The sequence below is a fragment of the Rhodoglobus sp. genome (assembly GCF_053580035.1).
This window is the reverse complement of record NZ_JBMDVL010000001.1, coordinates 828586-849794: the sequence shown is the minus strand read 5'-3', so window position 1 is coordinate 849794 and position 21209 is coordinate 828586. Positions and strand designations below refer to the sequence as shown.

The 21209-nt window shown below is 59.5% G+C and carries 19 protein-coding genes; 12 read left to right on the top strand and 7 right to left on the bottom strand.

What is annotated here, in order from left to right; all coding sequences use genetic code 11:
* The first annotated feature begins 3 nt into the window (after window positions 1–3).
* The 5 genes from ACOH1Z_RS04160 to ACOH1Z_RS04140 all read left to right on the top strand — a co-directional run bounded on the left by ACOH1Z_RS04160 (window position 4) and on the right by ACOH1Z_RS04140 (window position 6887).
* Entirely contained in the window at window positions 4–993 is a 990-nt protein-coding gene (locus ACOH1Z_RS04160) for a GDP-mannose 4,6-dehydratase (RefSeq protein ID WP_449647211.1), read from the top strand.
* A complete protein-coding gene (locus tag ACOH1Z_RS04155) occupies window positions 990–1937 on the top strand; it encodes a GDP-mannose 4,6-dehydratase (RefSeq protein WP_449647210.1) in 948 nt (315 codons plus the stop codon). Before ACOH1Z_RS04160 ends, ACOH1Z_RS04155 begins: the two co-directional genes overlap by 4 nt.
* 140 nt (window positions 1938–2077) lie before the next feature.
* A complete protein-coding gene (locus ACOH1Z_RS04150; RefSeq protein ID WP_449648192.1) occupies window positions 2078–2404 on the top strand; it encodes a WhiB family transcriptional regulator in 327 nt (108 codons plus the stop codon).
* Between the two features lie 92 nt (window positions 2405–2496).
* Window positions 2497–5310, top strand: a complete 2814-nt coding sequence (locus ACOH1Z_RS04145) for a glycosyltransferase (RefSeq protein ID WP_449647209.1) — start codon at window positions 2497–2499, stop codon at window positions 5308–5310.
* A complete protein-coding gene (locus ACOH1Z_RS04140) occupies window positions 5307–6887 on the top strand; it encodes a DUF5719 family protein (RefSeq protein WP_449647208.1) in 1581 nt (526 codons plus the stop codon). Before ACOH1Z_RS04145 ends, ACOH1Z_RS04140 begins: the two co-directional genes overlap by 4 nt.
* A 21-nt stretch (window positions 6888–6908) precedes the next feature.
* On the opposite strand, the gene ACOH1Z_RS04135 is transcribed toward ACOH1Z_RS04140, so the two are convergent.
* Entirely contained in the window at window positions 6909–7352 is a 444-nt protein-coding gene (locus tag ACOH1Z_RS04135; RefSeq protein ID WP_449647207.1) for a metallopeptidase family protein, read from the bottom strand.
* Window positions 7353–7415: 63 nt separating this feature from the next.
* On the opposite strand from ACOH1Z_RS04135, the gene ACOH1Z_RS04130 reads away from it, so the two are divergent.
* Window positions 7416–7625 (top strand): DUF3499 family protein, encoded by a 210-nt coding sequence (locus ACOH1Z_RS04130; protein ID WP_449647206.1) that lies wholly within the window; start codon window positions 7416–7418, stop codon window positions 7623–7625.
* Window positions 7618–9042, top strand: a complete 1425-nt coding sequence (locus ACOH1Z_RS04125) for a phosphomannomutase/phosphoglucomutase (protein WP_449647205.1) — start codon at window positions 7618–7620, stop codon at window positions 9040–9042. The genes ACOH1Z_RS04130 and ACOH1Z_RS04125 overlap by 8 nt, the downstream gene beginning before the upstream one ends.
* Here the strand turns inward: ACOH1Z_RS04125 and ACOH1Z_RS04120 are convergent.
* The gene (locus ACOH1Z_RS04120; RefSeq protein ID WP_449647204.1) at window positions 9039–9899 is read right to left on the bottom strand and encodes an RDD family protein; all 861 of its coding nucleotides are present in this window, start codon (window positions 9897–9899) and stop codon (window positions 9039–9041) included. The two genes, ACOH1Z_RS04125 and ACOH1Z_RS04120, sit on opposite strands and share 4 nt — an antisense overlap.
* Before the next feature lie 16 nt (window positions 9900–9915).
* Between ACOH1Z_RS04120 and ACOH1Z_RS04115 the strand changes: the two genes are divergently transcribed.
* Window positions 9916–10911 carry a stage II sporulation protein M gene (locus ACOH1Z_RS04115; protein ID WP_449648191.1) on the top strand — a complete coding sequence of 332 codons (996 nt, stop codon included), beginning with the start codon at window positions 9916–9918 and terminating at the stop codon, window positions 10909–10911.
* Here ACOH1Z_RS04115 and ACOH1Z_RS04110 read toward each other — a convergent pair.
* The 5 genes from ACOH1Z_RS04110 to ACOH1Z_RS04090 are packed head-to-tail and all read right to left on the bottom strand — an operon-like array spanning window position 10908 to window position 16269.
* Window positions 10908–12200, bottom strand: coding sequence for a DUF58 domain-containing protein (locus ACOH1Z_RS04110; protein ID WP_449647203.1), 1293 nt, complete (start codon window positions 12198–12200; stop codon window positions 10908–10910). The two genes, ACOH1Z_RS04115 and ACOH1Z_RS04110, sit on opposite strands and share 4 nt — an antisense overlap.
* A gap of 2 nt (window positions 12201–12202) precedes the next feature.
* Entirely contained in the window at window positions 12203–13159 is a 957-nt protein-coding gene (locus tag ACOH1Z_RS04105; RefSeq protein ID WP_449647202.1) for an AAA family ATPase, read from the bottom strand.
* Between the two features lie 58 nt (window positions 13160–13217).
* Window positions 13218–14396, bottom strand: a complete 1179-nt coding sequence (locus ACOH1Z_RS04100) for a DUF4350 domain-containing protein (RefSeq protein WP_449647201.1) — start codon at window positions 14394–14396, stop codon at window positions 13218–13220.
* On the bottom strand, window positions 14393–15091 hold the full coding sequence (locus ACOH1Z_RS04095) for a DUF4129 domain-containing protein (protein ID WP_449647200.1): 699 nt from the start codon (window positions 15089–15091) through the stop codon (window positions 14393–14395). The genes ACOH1Z_RS04100 and ACOH1Z_RS04095 overlap by 4 nt, the downstream gene beginning before the upstream one ends.
* Window positions 15088–16269, bottom strand: a complete 1182-nt coding sequence (locus ACOH1Z_RS04090; RefSeq protein WP_449647199.1) for a glycerophosphodiester phosphodiesterase family protein — start codon at window positions 16267–16269, stop codon at window positions 15088–15090. The genes ACOH1Z_RS04095 and ACOH1Z_RS04090 overlap by 4 nt, the downstream gene beginning before the upstream one ends.
* 120 nt (window positions 16270–16389) lie before the next feature.
* Between ACOH1Z_RS04090 and mtrA the strand changes: the two genes are divergently transcribed.
* The 4 genes from mtrA (at window position 16390) to ACOH1Z_RS04070 (ending at window position 21183) form a co-directional block, all read left to right on the top strand.
* Window positions 16390–17070, top strand: a complete 681-nt coding sequence (gene mtrA / locus ACOH1Z_RS04085) for an MtrAB system response regulator MtrA (RefSeq protein WP_449647198.1) — start codon at window positions 16390–16392, stop codon at window positions 17068–17070.
* A 5-nt stretch (window positions 17071–17075) separates the two neighbouring features.
* The gene (gene mtrB / locus ACOH1Z_RS04080) at window positions 17076–18689 is read left to right on the top strand and encodes an MtrAB system histidine kinase MtrB (protein WP_449647197.1); all 1614 of its coding nucleotides are present in this window, start codon (window positions 17076–17078) and stop codon (window positions 18687–18689) included.
* Entirely contained in the window at window positions 18682–20361 is a 1680-nt protein-coding gene (locus tag ACOH1Z_RS04075; protein ID WP_449647196.1) for an LpqB family beta-propeller domain-containing protein, read from the top strand. Before mtrB ends, ACOH1Z_RS04075 begins: the two co-directional genes overlap by 8 nt.
* Before the next feature lie 63 nt (window positions 20362–20424).
* Entirely contained in the window at window positions 20425–21183 is a 759-nt protein-coding gene (locus ACOH1Z_RS04070) for a ComF family protein (protein WP_449647195.1), read from the top strand.
* Window positions 21184–21209 lie beyond the last annotated feature (26 nt).

Below are 21209 nucleotides of genomic sequence, written 5' to 3'. Positions count from 1 at the left end.
ACTATGAAGCGCGCATTCGTCACAGGTATCACCGGCCAAGATGGGCTCTATCTTGCAGAGTTGCTTCTCTCGAAAGGGTACAAAGTTTTCGGTCTTATGCGGGGGCAGAACAACCCGAAGCGCGAATTGCTTGAGCAGCTCATCCCGGATGTCGAAATTTTGACCGGTGACCTCACCGACTTGTCGAGCCTCATGCGTGCGATGAGCGTCGCCAAGCCCGATGAGTTCTACAATTTGGGCGCGATCTCCTTCGTCGCCTACTCGTGGGAGAACGCACACCTCACCAGTGAAGTTACGGGCATGGGAGTGCTCAATGCTCTCGAGGCAGTGCGGCTTCACATGGCGGCCACTGGTCAAGATGTGCGGTTCTACCAGGCATCGAGCTCCGAAATGTTTGGCAAGGTTCAAACCGTGCCGCAAAACGAAGACACGCTCCTGTGGCCGCGCTCGCCCTACGGCGTTGCCAAGGTCTACGGCCACTACATGACCATCAACTACCGCGAGTCGTACGGGATGCACGCCTCGTCTGGTGTGCTCTTCAACCACGAGTCGCCGCGCCGTGGCCCAGAATTTGTCACTCGCAAAGTCAGCCGCGCCGTTGCCCGCATTTCGTTGGGTCTGCAAGACAAGATCACCCTCGGCAACCTTGACGCCCAGCGCGACTGGGGGTTCGCGGGAGATTATGTCGAAGCAATGTGGTTGATGCTTCAGCAGGATGAGCCAGACGACTATGTCATTTCGACTGGCGAAACTCAGAGCATCCGTGCGCTTCTCGACCACGCCTTTGCCGCTGTAGGAATCGATGACTGGACAAACTATGTCGAGCTGGATGCGCGATTCATGCGCCCCGCCGAGGTCGATCTGCTCGTTGGCGACTCAGCAAAAGCCAAAGCCAAATTGGGTTGGGAGCCTACGGTCAAGTTTCCGGAGCTCATCGCGATGATGGTTGACGCTGACGTAGCGGAGCAGAAAGCGCTTGCCGGACTCAAATGACACTGGCACTGATCACGGGAGTCACTGGCCAGGATGGTTCGTACCTTGCCGAGCTCCTGCTTGCGCAAGGCTACGAGGTGCACGGCGTCACACGTGATGCCGATGAGGTCGTCACCAGCGGAGTTGTTGCTCACGAACTGGATCTCGGCACTGACAGCGCCATTGCTCAACTCATTGCGGACATCGAACCGCACGAGATTTACAACCTTGCTGCCCTGAGTTCGGTATATCAGTCGTGGCAGAATCCGGCGCTTACTGCGCGATTGAATGGTTCGGTGGTCGCCGAAATGTTGGCGGCGGTGAAGCTAATTCACGATCGCGGCAATACCGACATCCGTTTCGTTCAGGCGTCGAGTGCTGAGATCTTCGGTGCGCCAACAGAATCGCCTCAAAACGAACAGACGGCAATACGCCCCACAAGTCCCTATGGGGCGGCTAAGGCGTACTCACACGGCCTTGTGGGCGCCTATCGCACCGCTGGCGTGGCTGCTTCCTCAGTGATCCTGTACAACCATGAATCTCCGCGTCGCCCTGAGGCGTTTGTCACCCGCAAGATAACGGCTGCCGCGGCCCGAATTTCGGCGGGACTGCAAGAGACGTTAGAACTCGGAAACATGGATGCACAACGGGATTGGGGTTGGGCTCCCGACTATGCGGATGCGCTAATGAGAGCAGCGCAACATCCTGAACCGGATGACTTTGTGATCGCGACCGGTGTTTCTCATTCCGTTCGTGACTTCGTGATTGCTGCGTTCGATCGTGCTGGTGTCGATAATTGGCAAGACCGAGTTAGTGTTTCTGGCACACTGCTGCGTTCGGGGGATGCCGCCCTCCAACTGGGGGATGCGAGCAAGGCTCGGAAGATTCTAGGTTGGTCTCCAACGGTGAAGTTTGAGGAAATCGTGGCGACTATGGTCGATCACGATCTCGCTTTGCTGAGTTAACTGAACTCACGGCGCGCCATAACCCTTAAGTTCTGGTCGAGGCAATTATGATCTGCGACTTGACTCTCGGGAACTACACCGGTGTAATTATGTAACGCGATTTGATGCGAAGCATTGAAAGCGGAGGGGAGAGAGACCAGATGGGCAACAGCGGATACCGCTCGGGAGTTCCTGACGACTGGTTCGTTGACCCCGTTCGACTCGGGGTCCCTGGTGTGCGGCAACCGCTCACCGACGAAGACGGCAATGCACTTTCGTGGCAGACAGACTCGCTCTGTGCTCAAACTGATCCTGAAGCGTTCTTCCCGGAAAAGGGTGGGTCCACGCGGGACGCGAAGAAGATCTGTTCTTCCTGCGAAGTACGCACTCAGTGCTTGGAATATGCTCTCGAAAATGACGAGCGTTTCGGTATTTGGGGCGGGCTTTCCGAGCGCGAACGTCGCAAACTGCGCAAACGCGCCAGTTAATTACGCAGCTTTCGTTGAGGGCAACTCTCAGACTCGCTCGAGCGCAGCGAGTCGAGTCGGATTGAGTGCCCTCGACGCATAGTCTCAAACAAATGCAGCCGAGAGTCACAGCAGTCATCGTCGCCAGAAACGGCGCCAAATATCTGCCACGAACGCTAGCCGCGATTGCGGCGCAAACTCGGCGACCCGATTCGGTCATTGCGGTTGATGCAGACTCCAGCGACGAGTCGTTGTCGATCATGGTTGAGTCTGCACCAGCGCAGATCGCAGACGCTCACGGTAGGCGCACCTTTGGCGGAGCAATCGCCCAAGCGCTGCAATCTGCTGCACCTCAATCAGCAGAAAACGAGTGGCTCTGGTTGCTGAGCCATGACAGTGCTCCAGAACCCAATGCTCTCCGCGCCCTCCTTGGCGCTGTTGAAATTGCCCCATCGGTAGCCGTGGCCGGGCCAAAACTCGTTCGCTGGGACGATCCTGCGGTCATCTCAAACTTCGGCGAATCGCTTACACCGCTCGGACGTTCGCTCGGCCTCGTCAGTGATGAGCTCGACCAAGCTCAGCACGATGTGCAAACAGATACTTTGGGCGTAGCAGCCGCCGGAATGCTTGTCCGGCGGCAAGTCTGGACAGCGCTTGGCGGCTTCGACCCCCAACTGCCATCGGTGGATGCCGCGCTCGATTTTTGTGTTCGCGCTCGACTGGCCGGTCATCGGGTAATCGCCGTCGCTGATGCCCGCGTCGCCAGCGCCGGAGGCCCCGAGCTTTTCGGAAAACGGTCAGTTTCGGCCGCTGCCCACAATCGGGTTCAGCGCTTCGCCCAACTGCACCGCCGTTTGGTTTATGCCCCAGGATTCGCGGTGCCATTGCACTGGCTCACCCTCCTGCCGTTGGCAATCATGCGCTCGCTCGGGCACCTTGTCGGAAAACGGCCCACTGCGGTTGCCGGTGAATTGGCTGCCGCATTTGCGGCAATCTTTGATGGTGGTGGTGTTGTCGCCGCCAGACGCAACCTCAAGCGCAATAAGCGTCTCAGTTTTGGCGCGGTCGATCCGCTCCGAATCACGTGGGCCGAGCTTCGCGAGCTGCGCGCTCACGAACGCAGCGGCGATGCGCCAGATGCCGCTTTCGAAGTCGCTCGCCCCAAATTCTTCGGTAATGGAGGCGCCTGGGTTGTTTTGCTCGCTGCTGTCGCGGGCGTCATTAGCTTTTCCCGCTTTGTCGACGTTCCGGCTCTGACCGGGGGAGGGCTGCTTCCGCTCTCATCAAGCCCGGCAGAACTCTGGTCCCATGTCGGTTACGGCTGGAACGATTTGGCGCAGCAGGTTGTTGCGGCTGATCCCTTTGCCGTTGTTCTCGCCGTGATGGGGTCACTGACTTTTTGGAATCCATCCTTCAGCATCGTTGTGCTGTATCTAGTGGCGCTCCCGCTTGCTGCCCTTGCTGCGTGGCTCTGTGCTGCATCCATTTCGGAACGAACGTGGGCACCGACCCTTGCGGCCGTGGCCTGGACGCTGGCGCCCAGTTTCTTGATCTCTCTCGGCGAGGGGCAACTGGGGGCCGTCCTCGTGCACTTGCTGCTTCCGTGGCTTGTGCTCACCGTGCTTCGAGCCGCGCACAATTGGGCGATGTCGGCGATCGCCGCGCTTCTGTTCGCTGTGATCGCTGCGTCGGCACCTAGCCTCATCCCTGCACTACTGATCGCCCTCGTGGCGTGGATCATTGCCCGGCCCAAGGCATCGCACCGCCTGTTGTGGATTGTGATTCCTGCCGCCGCGCTGTTTGCTCCGCTCGTCGTCCAGCAGGTTGCGCGGGGCACACTGTTGGCGATTTTTGCGGATCCTGGCGTACCCGTGGCTCGCGTGGCATCCACCGGCTGGCAGCTGGCGCTTGGCAGCGTCGTTCCCGGCGCTAACGGCTGGAGCCCGTTACTCGAGATGCTTGGGCTTAATGGCCAGTATGGTCCGGTGCTCGTTGCGGCACTGTTGTCACCGTTCGCGGTGCTCGCGATAATGAGTTTGTTTGTTCCGGGAAGTCGTCGAGCGATTCCGGCCCTCTCATTGGCGCTCTTAGGTTTTGTGACTGCCGTCGCCGTCTCTCACGTTTCCGTGAGTTCGACGGGTGAATCGTCGGTTGTGGTGTGGGCGGGTGCGGCCCTCAGCCTTTACTGGTTGGGATTGTGTGGTGCCGTCGTGGTTGCCGTTGAAAGCCTCGAACGCCATGCGGCGCTCCCGGCGTTGGTTGCCTTGGTCGGGGTCTTCGTGCTTGCAGCAGCACCGTTGTGGGTTTTGGCATCCGGAGCCGCGACTGTCTCGGTAAGCAACGGCCGCCTCCTCCCCGCATTCGTTGCGGCAGAGTCGACTCAGCACGATGGGCTGGGAACACTCCAGATCACAGTCACCTCCGATTCAACGATCGCGGTAGATGTCCATCGTGGTCGCGGTTCCGGTCTTGATGAGCAGTCGACGGTCGCAGCGACGAGCACCGCGCTTTCCGCTGAAGCGAAGCAGACCGCGACTCTGGCGGGCAATATCGCCTCACGCAGCGGCTTTGATGTGGCGGGCGAGCTCACGGATCTTCAGATTGCGTTCATTGTGCTCACTCCTGAGTCCAGTCAGGATGATGCGCCAACTCGTCAACGCATTATTGAAGCCCTCGACGGCAACAGTCTTCTCAACCCCATCGGTAGTACCGACCAGGGCTATCTCTGGCACTATCCGGACGTAAGCGACGTGACGAGCGCCATCGGGCCGAGCAACGTCGGCACTCAACTTGGGCAAGCGATTCTTGCCGGCCAGGCAGTGATTTTCACGCTCACTTTGCTGTTGGCAATCCCGACAACGCGTCGTCGACGGCTGCGTGCGGCGAAGGCAGAGAGCGCTGTGACCGTGATTGAGGCGAGCGAATGACCGGCACAGATCCCACCCACGACGAGGCAGCAGCCCTGCCTGAGCAGCCCACGGGCAGCGAGTTTGACGATGATTCGGAGCTGACGGGAGCTGCCGAACCGGAGTCGAGCACGCGGCGACCGGTATCGGCAAAAGCTGCAGCTCTTGTCGGAGCGCGCGTAATTGTGGGCATTGTCGGTATCGCTACGGCAGCTGCTGTCGTGCTTGGGGCGACCTTCATCGACCTTCCAACAGTGAGTACCTCTCCGCCGAGTGCTCGAGTAGTTCCCGTTCCTACTGCACAGCAGCTCACGTGTCCTGGCCCGCTTTTGCGGTTGTCTGACGAGTCTGGCGCCGCGGCATCGTCAGTGTTCACTCTTGGTCAGGCTGTCACGCGATTCTCATCGAGTTCTGGCGCAGTGGACCAAGCACGCATCACCGCTTCGGATGCGGAAACAGGCGAAGCAATTGCTGCACCGCTAGTTCTCAGTGCTGCCCCTGATGCGCAGGATCCGCAAAGTTTGGTGCGGCTGAGTGGCGCGCAGTCTCAGTACGTGAACGTCGGTGACTATGTCGGTTTTGCTGCCGCAGGGTGCCGCGCGGTCGGTGGAGATAGCTGGCTTGTCGGTGGAGCGACAACGACAGGTCGCACCACTCTGATTGCGCTCACAAACCCGACCGAAGTTGCTGCAACGGTTACCTTGGAAATTTTCGACGAGCGTGGGCTTGTTTCTGCGGCGGGAACTGCCGGAATTGTGGTTCCTCCCAACGGGCAGCGCGTGCTTTCTTTGGCGGGTTTTGCTCCCGGTGTTTTGTCCCCGGTAGTTCATGTCACAAGCACGGGCGGCCAAATAACGGCGGAACTTCAACAGTCGATCGTTCGCGGGCTTGATCCGGGCGGCGTAGACATTCTGGGCCCGACGCAGCCGCCGTCGCGATCCGTAGTCGTGCCGGGAATTGTCATCACAGATCTTGAGGCAGTTCAGGCGTTGCTTGGCACAGTCGCGCAGGGTGACGATGTCATCGCCGCCGTTCGAGTTTTCGTTCCCGGTGAAGAACCTGCAACTATTTCCGCGACGTTGACGCCGGCAGATGACGCCCGAGACCCCATTAATTTCAGCCTCGATCTGAGCGCGGGCGTTGTCACGGATATTCCGCTTGAAGAGCTCGAAACGGGGTCCTATTCGTTGCAGATTGAGTCTGACGTTCCGGTTGTGGCCTCTGCGCGAACCACTTCTGCTGTGTTGTCTGGCGGGGCCGTCACGGCAACAGATTTTGCTTGGTTCTCAGCGAGCCCGGCCCTCGATGATGACACTCAGTTCACGGTTGCTGCAGGGGTGGATGCGCTGCTCAACATTGTGAATCCTGGCGACGATGTGGTGAACCTGACGCTCACCTCCGCTGACGGTGTTGCTAAGGAACTCGCGATTGAGGCCGGACTAACGTTGCGCGTTCCCGTGTCCAACGGAACGACGTACACGCTTGAACACAGCTCTCCGGTTCATGTCAGCGTTACGCAAGCGGAGGACGGGTTCATCGCGGCGTATGCGATTGACCCGCAAACTCCGGGATCCTCCCCACTGACCGTATTCCCGTAGGGGCTTCTCAGCGGTCGACGGCTAGAAGTGTCGAAAACGGTTGGGCGCTAGTTCCCATGGTTCTTTGCCGAGGTATTCAGCTACGGCACGGAATACGCAACTTTCGATCAGCATCCGTCGGTGTAGCTCGTCGTCACGGTGCAAGCGCACCATGCGCTCAATGGGGAGACGAAACAGAATAATGCGGTGCTCATCGGCAACCACTTTCCAACGTGCGACCTTTGTGCCCTCTGGGCTGGTGCCGGGCATGAGGCCAACTTCGAAGCGCGCATTGGCGAGTTCTTCTGGCCACATTTCTTTCAAAAACTGAGCGGCAGAAGCGACCGTGAGCTCGAAGTTGCCGTGGCGACTGCGCAACAGCGGTAGGTGTGGCCCGGTGACGGCAGCGCGGATGCCGCGGCCATGGCGATCTCGCCAGTTGCCACGCACAGAGCGCGTTTGCTCTCGCTTCGATGATCTAGCCACGAGACCATTCTACGGGCCGCAGTTGCCCTCCTGTGGGTGCACAGTCGTAGGCTAGGGACCACAATGATTCAGCGCCCGTGTAGCAAGGTCTCCTGCAATGAAGAAGCCGAGGCCACTCTCACGTATGTCTATGCGGATTCAATGGCGGTGCTTGGACCGCTCAGTTACACAGCAGAGCCACACAGCTACGATTTGTGCGCTCGTCATGGCGATCGACTCTCTGTGCCGCAGGGCTGGCAGGTCGTTCGCCATGTAGTTTTAGGGCATGAGTAAAGCTAGTCCGATTGACCTCACCCCTTTCATCAAGGCCTACGACGTTCGCGGTCTTGTTGGCTCGCAACTCACCGACGACGTAGTCGAAGCGCTCGGCGCTGCATTTGTCGATGAAGTGGATGCTGCAGGCAGCGAAATTATCGTCGGCCACGACATGCGAGATTCCTCGCCAGGGTTCGCGGCGGCCTTCTCGGCGGGCGCTCGCGCTCGCGGAGGCAATGTTGTGCTGATCGGGCTCTGCTCGACGGACGAAACCTATTTCGCATCCGGTTCGTTAAATGCGCCTGCCGCAATGTTCACCGCTAGCCACAATCCGGCAACTTACAACGGCATCAAATTCAGTCGGGCGGGTGCTCAGGGCATCAGTTTCAATACGGGGCTCAAAGCGATTCGTGATCGCGCGCAGTCCTACCTTGAATCAGGAATCGATGCGGTCGCGGTCCTAGGTTCTCAGCGTGAGGTTGATGTTCTGGGCGGCTATGCAGGCTATTTGCGGGAGCTTGTCGATCTGCGCAGCATTCGGCCCATCCGCGTTGTCGTAGATGCCGGCAACGGCATGGGCGGAATGACGGTGCCTGCGGTGCTCTCAACGGCGGCGGGACTCCCGGAACTTCCGATTGAGATCATCCCGATGTATTTCGAACTCGATGGCACCTTTCCTAACCATGAGGCGAACCCGCTTGAGCCGGCGAACATTGTCGATCTCCAGAAAGCCGTAATCGAACACGGCGCAGATGTGGGGCTTGCCTTCGATGGCGACGCTGACCGATGCTTCGTGGTCGACGAGCGCGGCGAGGCTATGAGCCCGAGCGCAGTAGCGGCAGTGGTTGCTCTGCGCGAAATTCAGCGGGTGCGGGCCTCGCAGCCCGACGGTGACATTTTTGTGATCCACAACCTCATCACTTCGAACATCGTCCCGGAGACAATCACTGCGGCGGGTGCTATCCCGGTGCGCACCAATGTCGGTCACTCGCTCATCAAGGATCAGATGGCGGCGACGGGGGCGATTTTCGGCGGCGAACATTCTGCCCATTACTATTTCCGCGATTTCTGGGGCGCCGATAACGGGATGCTCGCCGCAATGCACTTACTCGCAGAATTTGGTTCGCAACCGCAGCCCCTTTCGGTGCTCTCGGAGCGCTATTCTCCCTATGCCAACAGTGGTGAGATCAACTCGGTTGTCGCTGATGTTCCCGCGGCTACGGCACGTATCCGTGCTGCGTTTGCTAGCGAGGCAGAGTTTGATGAGCTTGATGGCCTCACAGTGACGGGAGTCACGAAGGGTGCAGAGCCGTTCTGGTGGTTCAACGTGCGCGCCTCGAATACGGAGCCTTTGCTGCGATTAAATGTTGAAGCCGCATCGAAAGAGCAGCTCGAAAATATTCGCGATCGAGCTCTCGCGATCATTCGCGCCTAACCCCGGTTGCTCGGAAATCCACGCGGCACGCTCGTGAGCGCTGGCTCAAGTGTGGTGAGCCGATCCTTTTCACCGGCAAGCGCTACCGATTCACGCTCACGCCGCAGAGCGCTGACAGCTGAGAGAAAGGGTTCAGCTTCAACCGATGGCAGCGGTGACACGAACGCTGCAGCCTCGTTGGCAAGGTTGGTGGCGTGCCGCTGTCGAGTTGCCGCGGTGTAGCCGTCTGCGGCGACAAGGAAGTGCGAGATTCGTCTGGCGAGTCCATCCGGCATCTTGGCCACATCGGCCGTGCGCGCCCACTCAGCGAGTTGCCCAGGAAGTTGCACGACAGGATTGGCAAACTTTTTCACTCGCTCGTACTGGCTGTAGGTGCCAGCAACGAGATCTCCGAGGCGCTGCGCTCGAGTATTGAGCAAACCGACGACAGCGGCGAGGCCGCCAGCGGTCATGAAGATTTCAAGAAAACCGATGAGAGCGCGGATGAAGGCGTGGCGAAACCCGATCGCTCCACCATCGTTGCGAACAATGCGTGCGCCGATCGCGAGTTTGCCCAAGGATTTTCCTCGGCTAAGAGTCTCAACGGCGGTGGGAAGAACAACAAGACAAATCACTAGCGAACTTACTGTGAGCGCTTGACCGATCGCGGTGTCGAGGCCGGCATTCGTCGCGAACGCAAAGGTTCCGAGGAGCAACCCAATGAGCGCAAGTCCGTAGGCCAAGAAATCGATGATCGACCCGGCAGCACGCAACACAAAACTTGCTGAACGAAGCTCCAACGCCACCGCTTCACCGGTGATCAACTCGTCGGGTTCATCCTCATAGGCGAGAGTGTTGCTCATTTGTGTGCCGGACATGACATCATTTAAGCAGATGGATCTCGACTCGTACTCAGCCGCGCACCGCGAAGACTGGGATCGCCTTGCCCAATTGGGCTCACAGCGCCGACTTTCGGGCGCGGAAGTCGATGAACTCATCGACCTGTACCAGTCGGGCGCCACGAATCTTTCGGCGATGAAGACGAGTACCGGCCAGTCTGCGCAGGCAGATCGCTTGTCGCTGACGTTGAGCCGTGCCCGCCTGCGCTTCACGGGAGCTTCGGCGAACCTCCTCAGCCAATTGCCGCAGTTCTTTGTCGTGCAGCTTCCGGCTGCGCTCTATCGAGTGCGGTGGATGTCACTGCTGCTCGCCGCTGCCACATTCCTTGTGGGGTTTCTCTTTGCGTGGTGGGCAATTTCGAACCCCCAAGTGCTCGCCAATTTTGGCAGCCCGGCCGAACGCGAGGCCCTCGCCCGCGATGACTTCGTCGGCTACTACTCGGAGTTCTCTGGTGGGTCATTCACGGGATTCGTGTGGACCAACAACGCGTGGATCGCGGCGCAGTCGATTGCCTTCGGAATTGTGGGGGTCTACGTCCCCTATTTGTTGTTCAACACCGCCCAGCAACTCGGATTCACCGCGGCGATCATGAATGAATTCGACCGCCTCGATGTATTTTTTCTCTACATCGCACCGCACGGACAACTAGAGCTCTACGCGATCTTCGTCGCTGGCGCCACGGGGGTAATGATCTTCTGGTCGTGGGTCGCCCCCGGTGCCCGCACGCGAGCTCAAGCTCTCGCGCAAGACGGGCGTGCGCTATTTACCATCGTCGTCGGACTAATCCTTGCCCTACTTGTCTCGGGCATCATCGAGGGATACGTCACGCGTCAGGACTGGCCGTGGCCGATCAAGATCGGTATCGGCACTATCGCACTCGGTGGATTCTTGGCATACCAGTGGATTCTCGGTGGGCGCAGTGCACGTGCAGGAAACACGGGCGACCTCAGCGAATTCGACGCTGGCGCCACCCACATCGTCGCAAACTAGAGCTTTCCAGCAGCCTTCAAAGCGATGTAGTGGTCGGCAAGCGCCAGTGGCAAATCAGAGGGGCGTTGTGAGACGACGGATGCTCCGAGTTGGGTGATCGCAGTGGCCACTCGTGACTGGTCGAGGAGCGCGCGCTCTGCAGCAGCGGCCTGATAAACAGCGTCACGGTTCGAACGGTCGCGCGTAGCATCCAGAATCGTGGGGTCAGCAACGGATGCCACCACAACGGTGTGCTTGGTGGTGAGCTGGGGGAGCATCGCGAGCAATCCGCGGCTCGCGCCGGGGGACTCTGCTGTGGTGGCGAGCACAACGAGAGCGCGCTGAGAGGTAGCTTGGCGCACGAGGCCTGGCACCGAGTTCCAGTCCATTTCGATGAGTTCCGGTTGCACCGGTGCCATACCGGTGACCATTTTTGACAGCAGGTCGGGGCCGGTGGCTCCCTGAACGCGGGCGCGTACTCGGCGGTCATAGATGATGAAGTCGACGTGGTCGCCGGCGCTAGAAGCGAGAGCTGCTAGCAGCAGGGCAGATTCGAACGCGGTGTCGATGCGTGGCTCGTCATCGATGCGAGCAGCAGAGGTGCGGCCGCTGTCGACCACGATGACTACTCGACGGTCACGCTCGGGGCGCCAGGTTCTGACTACCAGTTCGGATCGCCTCGCGGTGGCACGCCAGTCGATGGAGCGCACATCGTCTCCCCGAACGTAGTCACGCAGACTGTCGAACTCGGTGCCCTGGCCACGAATCATGACACTCGTGGCACCGTCGAGTTCGCGCAAGCGTGCCAAGCGCGACGGCAGGTGTTTGCGGGAATTGAATGGCGGCAGCACGGTGAATGAACCGGGCACAATGACCGTTGTCTGGCGCGCGATGAGGCGGAGCGGTCCGTAGGAACGCACGGTCACGTGCGCCGCCTCTCGGGTTCCGCGGCGCAGTGGAGTGAGCACGGTCGTGAGTTCGCGACGCTCACGCCCCGGCACTGACAAGCGTGCACGGTTGCTCTGTGCTCCGGCGGATGGCTGCCAGCCGTCACGAACTACTGCGCGAAGTCGCCGACGAGAGGGGTTGGTGATTCGCAGGGTTGCGCTTGTCGTTTCGCCGAGGCGAAGTCGATCCGGAGATGTGCGGTCGAATCGCAGCGAGCGCACCGATACGGCAAACGCCATGTCGATGAGGCCGACAGCGATCGCAAACACGAGCCACAGCACTAACACGACGGGTTCGCCAGTGATGACGATCGGTACGATACCGAGCGCCACAAGGGCAACGAACCATCCAGAAAGAGCCATCGTTAGATCGGTACCTGCACTTGCTGCACGATCGACCGCAGGATGACATCGGCGGAGACGCCTTCAAGTTCGGCTTCTGGGCGAAGCTGGATGCGGTGGCGGAGTACCGGAAGCACCATGCTCTGGATGTGGTCTGGCGTGATTGCGTCTGCGCCGGTCAGCCAGGCCCACGCTTTCGCGGCGGAGATCAGTGCGATTGCGCCACGCGGACTCACTCCGAGCTTCACTGAGGGGCTTTGTCGTGTGGCGCGGGCAAGGTCGACGGCGTACGCGATGACGTCGGGGCTCGCGCCAACCTGAGAGACGGCAGCTTGGGCAGCAGCAAGCATCGCAGCATCGAGCACCGGAGTGACACCAGCCGCAGCAAGGTCACGAGGGTTGAATCCCGCAGCGTGGCGCGTGAGTACCTCAATTTCGGTATCTCGTTCTGGGAGGTCGAGCACGAGCTTGAGCAGGAAGCGGTCGAGTTGCGCTTCGGGAAGCGTGTAGGTGCCTTCGTACTCAATGGGGTTCATGGTTGCGGCAACCATGAACGGCACTGGCAGCTTCAGAGTTTGGCCGTCTACAGAAACTTGCCGTTCTTCCATTGCTTCAAGCAGGGAAGATTGTGTCTTGGGTGGCGTTCGGTTGATCTCGTCTGCCAGGAGGATGTTGGTGAACACTGGCCCCTTGCGAAACTCAAATTCACCAGACTTGGAGTCATAAACGAGTGAGCCGGTGACATCACCAGGCATGAGATCTGGGGTGAACTGCACGCGCTTGGTGTCGAGCTGGAGCGCACGACTAAGCGTACGAACCAGCAGAGTCTTGGCGACACCGGGCACGCCCTCGAGCAGCACATGACCGCCAGTCAGTAGAGCAATCGTGAGCCCGGTCACCGCGGCATCTTGGCCGACTACAGCCTTGCCCACTTCCGTGCGGAGTTGAGTGAATGCGTGCCGCAGTTGCTCGTCAGTCATATCTCGATTCTTCTCTATCTTTGGCTTGATGGTGCTGAGTGTTCGGAGTGGAAGGGTGCTAAGTGGGGCGGACGGCAGACTCGACGCGCTGTTCGAGCGCGAGCAGTTCATCCGATAGGTCAAGTAGGTCGCTGTCGTTGGTGGGGGCAATGTCGATAAGGAGCCCTCGCAGTGGGGCAGCGGGCTGGTCGATAAGTGTCGCGACTCGATTGATGACGTCATCGACGGATGCGGTGCTCGCCATTCCGCACAGCGAAGCAAGTCGGCGGATGGAGCCGATGCGCAGCGCGTCGAGGGTATGGAGCCGTGCCGCCGTTTTTTCGTAGAGGCGAGCCCTGCCCTGCATGGTTTCGCTAGAGCGCACGGTGACGGGCAATTTTTCGATGACGAGCGGACCGAATCTGCGTCCTCGCCACAGTGCAGCCGTGAGGAGCGTCACCGCCGTGAGCCACACGACGGGCAGCACCCAGTCTGGGGCGAGTTCGTCAAAGGTTTTGGCACCGCTCGTGGAGGAAAGATCCGCGAAGCTGGGCGTGTACCAAACGAGGGTGTCGTGTTGGCCGAGAAGTCGCAGCGCGAAAGCGGCGTTATCTGCCGCTGTGATGCCACCGTTGGTCAGCGCTGTGGTTGCACCGAGCAGCACCAATTGGGTGTTTCCTCGGTCAACAGAGATGAGTCCGTAGCCGCGGTCGTCGTTCCCGTAGCAGCCCGTCGCTTTGGCCTCAGGCTCGATGACACGAAGACTAGATGGGCCGGCCGTAATCTCGGGGGCTTTCGAGGCAATCGGTAGCGCGCACTCTGCCGATACTGTGCCAACTCGGGTTCCAGCGTTGGCAACTTCGGGTGCGATAGCGAGCAGTGCAGCAACTCCGGGCTCGGCCAGAATGACGGTCGTTGCAATCGTAGATGCCTCGACGGTCTGCGCGTCGGTGAGGTATCCCTCAAAGTTGGAGAAGAAGAGAGTGCTCTCGTCGGTGGTGGCGAGCGCGTCACGAGTGTCGTCGAGGCTTTCGGTGACGATGACGTCGACTCCCTGTTGCCGCAGGACTTCGGTAAGCGCTTGGGTTCCTGATTCGCGAGGACTGGTGGGGTCGAGCTGAGGCCCTTCGGCTGCTGTGCCTGCCAAGTTCAGGCTAATGACCGCCACGCTCAGGAGAAATAGCGCTGCGATGATCCAAAAAAGGGCACGCCTCACAGTGGTGCGAAGGCGCGGTGTCACGATCGTGGGGGCGCTCACAGTGCCGCCTCGCTGAGCAGGGGCTTTGCGGCGCGCACTCGAAGCTCGAGGTCGCGAAGTTGTACGTATTGTTCTCGCGTTGCTGGCTTACGCATGTAACGGACTAGGTCAAAAATGTTGGCACAGCTGGCAAGTTCGTTAGCGCAATCGGGGAGAACTTTCGCGGCCCGGATCGCAAAACCATGAGCGGTGGTGCCTGGTGTCATCGTGACGAGGGTGCGTTCTGAGAGTCCGCGCGCAATGGCGCGAAACATATCGGCAATCGCACTCTCAAAATCTTCGCGTGCTGCAGCCTTTTCGGCCGCATCCCGAAGCTGAGCTGCTGTTCGTCGATCGGTTTCACCGAACAGGATGTCATGGTGTTGACTCTTGCGGTTGAGCCGGGGAAGACCGTAGACGATTACCGCTGCCACTATCGCGATTGTGACCAACGCAATGAGCACAACGAACACGACGATGGGGATTCCATCGCCACTACCGATCGTCAGTGAAGCAAGCCAGTCGCTAAAAGCTTTAGAGATGCGGTCGAACAGCGTTGGCTTGGCGGCCTGATATGGCGCCTTCGATAGCTCATTGATGAGCCACTCGGTTGCCTGTTCCGAGTCGGGGTTGACCGGAACCTCACTAAAGACCGCGCGCGCAAGCCACTCTGGCAGCGCTGCGGGCGCGGTTGACGAGAGTGTCGCTAGCGTCATGGAGCCGTGTGCGGTGACGGCTCAGTTGAGTGCGCTGCTGTGCTGTCGAAGGTGAGGTAAGGGTCTGGCACGGAATTGTCCCCTGTCTGACGAGCTTCGACGAAGCGAGTGAGTTCCAAGTCGAACCCCTCTTTGCGCATCCGCAAATCAATGTAGAGCAGTGCAGGTGCCGCCGACTGGATGATGATCGTGACGGCGCCGATAGCAACGGAGAGAATCATGGTCACGACATAGAGGCCGATAAACGACGCCATTGCGGCCTCTTCATTGCCGGTGGGGTTGAGGAGACTTACGCCAAGTCCACCGATAAAGCTCAGCGGTGCTGTCACGACGCTCGACACCGTTTGCACAATCACCAGAATGAGGGCGAGGATGCCGAAGGTGCGCCAGAAGCTGCCAGACACGAGCGACCACGAGCGGCGTATCGCGCGACCGAGAGTCAGGCGTTCGATCATGAGGGCGCTGGGGACGAGCGCGAGAGAAGTGCCAAGCCAGGCCATGACGATAAGACCGATAACTATTCCGCCAATCACGGCGAGCACCCCGAATATGGTTCCGGCAGTGCCGCCGATGGCGAAGAAGAGTGCGGCGACAAGAGCAAGCGCGACGATGCCGATGAAGGTCGCTACGGCGACTAGGGCAGACCAGCCAATGAGTGCCCACAGGCGCCCCTTCGCCGCAGCCCAGAGTCCGCGCAACCGCAATTTCTCGCCGACGGCACCGCGAGCAACCTCGACGGAGACGATGCCCTGAAGTATCGAACCGCCGATGAGTGACAGCGCGACGGCGAAAAGCGCGGCGAGGATAACGCTCGCTGTTGCCCCGGCTTCGATGGTTGCCGCATCCACGTCGCTTGCGCTGAGGGTTCGTTCTAGGCCGGAGAAAGTAATGATCCCCACCAGAATGAGGGAAGCGACAGTGACGATGCCCATGATGGCCAACGACAGACCGAAGATGGGGCGCGGGTTGCGACGCAACACCATCAGGGATGCCGAGAGGACTGTGCCAAGCGTCATGGGCCGCAGTGGGATGAGGCCGGGCTTCGGCGGGGGAGTCCACCCAGGCGCGGGAGTGCCGTACTGCGGAGGTGTCGCGGCAGGTTCTGGTGGGGCGTAGAGACCGGACTCGCTGTTATTTGCGCTGCTATCTGGCGATTGCCACGGACTGTTATTGCTCACGTCTCACCTTTGATTAACCAACTGTGCCAATTGAATCGCACTCATGCTTTCACACTCGACTACTCTTATGCGAAAGCTTCTCACTCTGTTAGCCCGAGAGCTAGAAAGTACCGAGGACACGTGAACCCGCGAATTCTTGTAGTCGATGACGACACTGCCCTGGCAGAAATGATCGGAATCGTTCTACGCACCGAAGGTTATGAACCATTTTTTTGTCAAGATGGCGCCTTAGCTCTCGATGCATTTAAATCAGCAGCCCCTGATCTTGTCTTGCTCGACTTAATGTTGCCAGGCATGGACGGCATCGAGATTTGCGCGCGCATCCGTGAAGAATCGGGTGTTCCGATCATCATGCTTACAGCAAAGAGCGACACTGCTGATGTGGTGAAGGGGCTCGAGAGCGGTGCAGACGACTATGTCGTCAAGCCGTTTAACCCGAAGGAGCTTGTTGCTCGGGTACGCACTCGGTTGCGTCCCGCGAGCGATGCGGCCACCGGCACTCTGACGGTCGGTGACCTTGAGCTGGATGTCACGGGTCACGAGGTTCGCCGTGGTGACACCAAAATCAATCTCACACCGCTCGAATTTGAGTTGCTCCTTGCCTTGGCGATGAAGCCGGAGCAGGTATTCACTCGCGAAATGCTGCTTGAGCAAGTGTGGGGCTACCACTACAAGGCAGACACTCGTCTTGTCAACGTTCACGTGCAGCGATTGCGCGCGAAGGTTGAAGAAGATCCTGACAACCCCAAGATTGTTATGACGGTTCGCGGCGTTGGTTACCGCGCCGGCAGCAGCGCGTAACAAGGATGCGCTATTTCGACTGGCGCGAGTTAGTGCAGCGGCTCGCTGCACTCTGGCGCTCGTCGCTCCAGTTGCGCACTGTTGCGATTACAGTGCTGCTTTCTTCGGTTGCGGTTGCGGTCATTGCTGGCTACATGTCGTTGAGTGTTGGCGCGAACCTGTTTGATGCGAGCCGTGAGCAACTCACCCGAACCTCTGCCAATGCCACGCTGGCCGGTCAGCAGGTTTTTGATGCGGCAGATGACGGTCTTGGTCTCGAAGACCTCGACGGAATGATGGGGGACGCGGCTCGAGTCATCGAGAGTGTTGCCTCGAGCACGGGAGGCACGAGCTATGCAATCCTGCGCAGCCCGAACCAAGATGGCGCTCGCGTGCCAACAGACGTTCAGTCGCAGGGATTGGCCTCGTACGTCGAAATTTCCGAAGAACTTCGCGACACCGTTGCTGAGTCGACCGAACAGCGCACGTATTGGCAGTCTGTTGCTCTCACCCAGCCGACGGATGGCACGATTCACCCTGGCCTCATTGTCGGCTCGACCCTCGACATTCGCGGTGCGCAATACGAGCTGTACCTCGTCTATGACATCAGCGACACTCAAGAGACTCTCGTTGTCGTTCAGCGCACTCTTGGGCTGGGTGGTTTCGCCCTGCTCGCCCTTATCGGAGCGGTAACTTATCTCGTGGTCCGTCTTGTGGTTGCGCCGGTGAGGTTGGCGGCCGAAACCAGCCAACGGTTGGCAGCAGGCGAGCTTGAGGTGCGAATTCCGGTGCACGGCGACGATGTGATCGCCACTTTGGCGCGTTCCTTCAATGGCATGGCAACGAGCATGCAAAAGCAGATCACCCGGCTGGCAGCGCTGTCTCAAGTGCAGCAACGATTTGTGTCGGATGTTTCGCATGAGTTGCGCACTCCGCTCACCACAATCCGGCTCGCTGGTGATGTTCTCTACGATCAGCGCGAAAGCTTTCCCCCCGCAACGGCACGCACTGCGGAATTGCTGCACACTCAGGTCGAGCGATTCGAACTCCTGCTGGCTGACCTTCTTGAGATGAGCCGCTATGACGCGGGTGCTGTCGATATGGAGACCGAGCCAACGAACCTCGTGAGGCTCGCAGAGGACGCGATTGAGAGTCTCACTTCGCTAGCAGCCAGCAAGGGCTCAGAGCTGCGTCTGGTGGCGCCGGGTGGCTATTTTGAGGCAGACGTTGATCCTCGTCGCATCCGTCGCATCCTTCAGAATCTCGTCAGCAACGCCATTGACCACGGTGATGGTCTGCCGATTGTCATTTGGGTCGACAGTGATCAGGACGCCGTTGCGATTGCGGTGCGTGACTATGGCGTCGGGATGAGCGCTGCAGCGCTTGAGCGCGTGTTCGACCGCTTCTGGCGTGCGGACCCTTCGCGGCAGCGGACCACCGGCGGAACAGGGCTCGGTCTAGCAATCGCTCTCGAGGATGCGGTGTTGCACGATGGTTGGCTCGAGGTGTGGTCGGATGGAGACAACGGCTCATGCTTCCGGCTGACTCTGCCGCGCGCTCGAGGCGCCGAACTGCGTTCGTCGCCTCTTGAGCTTCCCCCAAGCGACGATGTACCAAGTTTGGAGGCTACGGATGGTTAACACATCGCGACTGAACCTCCTCATTATTGCGAGCGTAGCTATCGCCGTGCTGAGTGGCTGTGTTGGCGTGCCTACGTCGAGCGAGGTCGAAGCTGGCCCGCTCATCGATGAGCAGATTGATGGACGATTCGAAATCGTGGCCGAAGGTCCCGTTGCGGGTTCGACGCAAGAGCAAATCCTTACCGACTTCATGAATGCGGTTCGCGCTCCCAGTCGTGACTATTCGGTTGCGCGAGAATTCTTGACTAGCGAAATGAGTGATGCCTGGAATCCTGCGGCGAGCGCTACCATCCGCGAGCGTGACAAGCTTCCGACAATCGCGCCAGCACTCGAAGAGAATGCGCTCACGTATTCCTTCTCTGCTCAAGCAGTGATTGACGAGCGAGGTGTGTTCGCAGAGTTGCGCTCGCCGGCAGCACAGACGTTGACTTTTGACTTTGAGCGCCGAAATGGCGAATGGCGCATCGCGTCGGCACCCCCAGGCATTGTGCTCTCAAGCAATGGCTTTGAAGTCAGTTTTGAGCAGCAAGTGCTCTACTACTTCGATCCCAGTTTTGCTTATCTGATTCCTGATTCGCGCTGGTTTGCGGTGCGCCAGTCTTCGCAGGCGCGCGCAATCCAAGCTCTTCTCGCGGCTGATTCTCCGTGGTTGCAACAGGGTGTTGTGCTGACGGCGTTCCCGGCAGCAACGACCCTGAGCACAACGAGTAGTCTCACGAGCGGTCGCTCCGTCGTCGACCTCAGTTCAGAAGTACTTTCTGCTGACACGGTTTCGCGCGAACGTATGCGACAGCAATTGGCGGCGACGCTTCACACACCGATTGTGGTGCTCACTGTTGATGGCCGAGAACTGCAAAGTACGAGTTCTGGCCAGAATGCTGCCGTCATCGAACCAGGATCCGCTGGACCGCTTGTGGTCGGAACCGCCACCGAGTTTGGGTTCAATACGAGTGACGGCTTGACAGAAATAAATGAGCTGAGCGCTGTTGTTGCTGACTCGGGGGCAACGGCTGCAGCACTGTCGGCAGACCGTCTGTCCGTTGCGTACCGCGCGGGAGACGGTGCGGCCTACTTCGCTTCGGTTGGAGTCTCTCCCCGCATTGTTGACAGTCGTTCGGGGCTGGCCGCACCATCGCTCGACCCGTTCCGGTTCATTTGGTCGGCGCAGCGCTCAAACGCCGCATCGCTGTCGACTTTCGAGGTAGACGGCACCGAGCATCCGATTCAGTCATCATTGCCATCAGATTCAGAAATAGTGTCGCTGGATGTTTCCCGCGACGGCGCGCGACTCCTGGTGTACCTCTCCTCGCCATCTGGGCCCCAGTTGCTCGTGTACGGGATCGTGAGGCAGCAGGGCAATGTGCCCGTCCAACTCGTGGAACCTACCGTGTTGCCGGCTCGGTCGGGCACGCCGATTGATGCGAGCTGGGTGGGTTCGAGCTCAGTGGCAACGCTTTCGACACACGACGATTCTGTTGCCATTACCGCGTTCAGCCTTGGCGGGCCGACTGAGAGCCTCGGGGATGTCGACGGCGCTCGACAACTCGTGAGCAGCGGAACCAACACCGACGCGCTCAGGCTCATTGCTGACGGGGAGGTGTGGCGCCCTCAGGGCAGCCAAGAATGGGTGCGCACTGGACTCGACGCCTCCTTCATGGCTGTACAGCAGTAGCGTCTCTCCACCAACACCACGGGGTGCTCTGCGTTCGGGACGGTGCGGCTGCAAGCTCGGAGAATGACGTCCTCAGACAACAACATCGAAAAAACGCTGCGCAAGATGGTGGCGAGTGCACGCGAATCAGTCAGAGACGCCTGGGCTGTGCTCATGCCAGTCGAGTGCGCCGGATGCCAGAGCTATGACCGCGCACTGTGTGCGGAGTGCGCTCGCAGCCTTATCGCTGCCCCCACAATTCAGTCGACCCCGCAACACGTTCGTGTCTATGCAGCGCTGCGCTATGAGGGCACGGTTCGCCGAGTGTTGCTTGCCTTCAAGAATCATCACCGCACTGACCAAGCGCGTCCACTTTCTCGGGCCCTCCTTGTCGCGCTTCGGATGGCGCTTGACGATCTCAGCGCGGTGAACGAGAAAGCTGGCGGTCCGATTCAGATCGTTGCGGTACCCACGAGTAAGCGCGCCTTTCGAACGCGGGGCTACCACCCGATAGCAGCGGTCCTTCGGGCGTCGGGAATAAGTCATGTGCGAGCACTGAGAGTCGCGAAGGAAACTGGCAGCCAAAAGCTTCTTAACGCGTCTCAGCGGGCCATCAATGTACATGGTGTTTTCGCGGCGACACGCTGGCTTGGAGCAACGAGAGTCATCATCGTGGATGACGTACTAACGACAGGCGCCACGATTGACGAGGCAATGCGGGCAATTTCCGCGGCCGGAGGAACGGTCATTGCAGCCGTAACCATCGGGTTCACTCCAAGAACCGGTGCGGCTCGTGACATTGCCAGCAGCGAGGGCTACGGTAAGGAAAAGGGCGCACAATAAAAGCTGCCTCACGGGGTGGCCGCGCA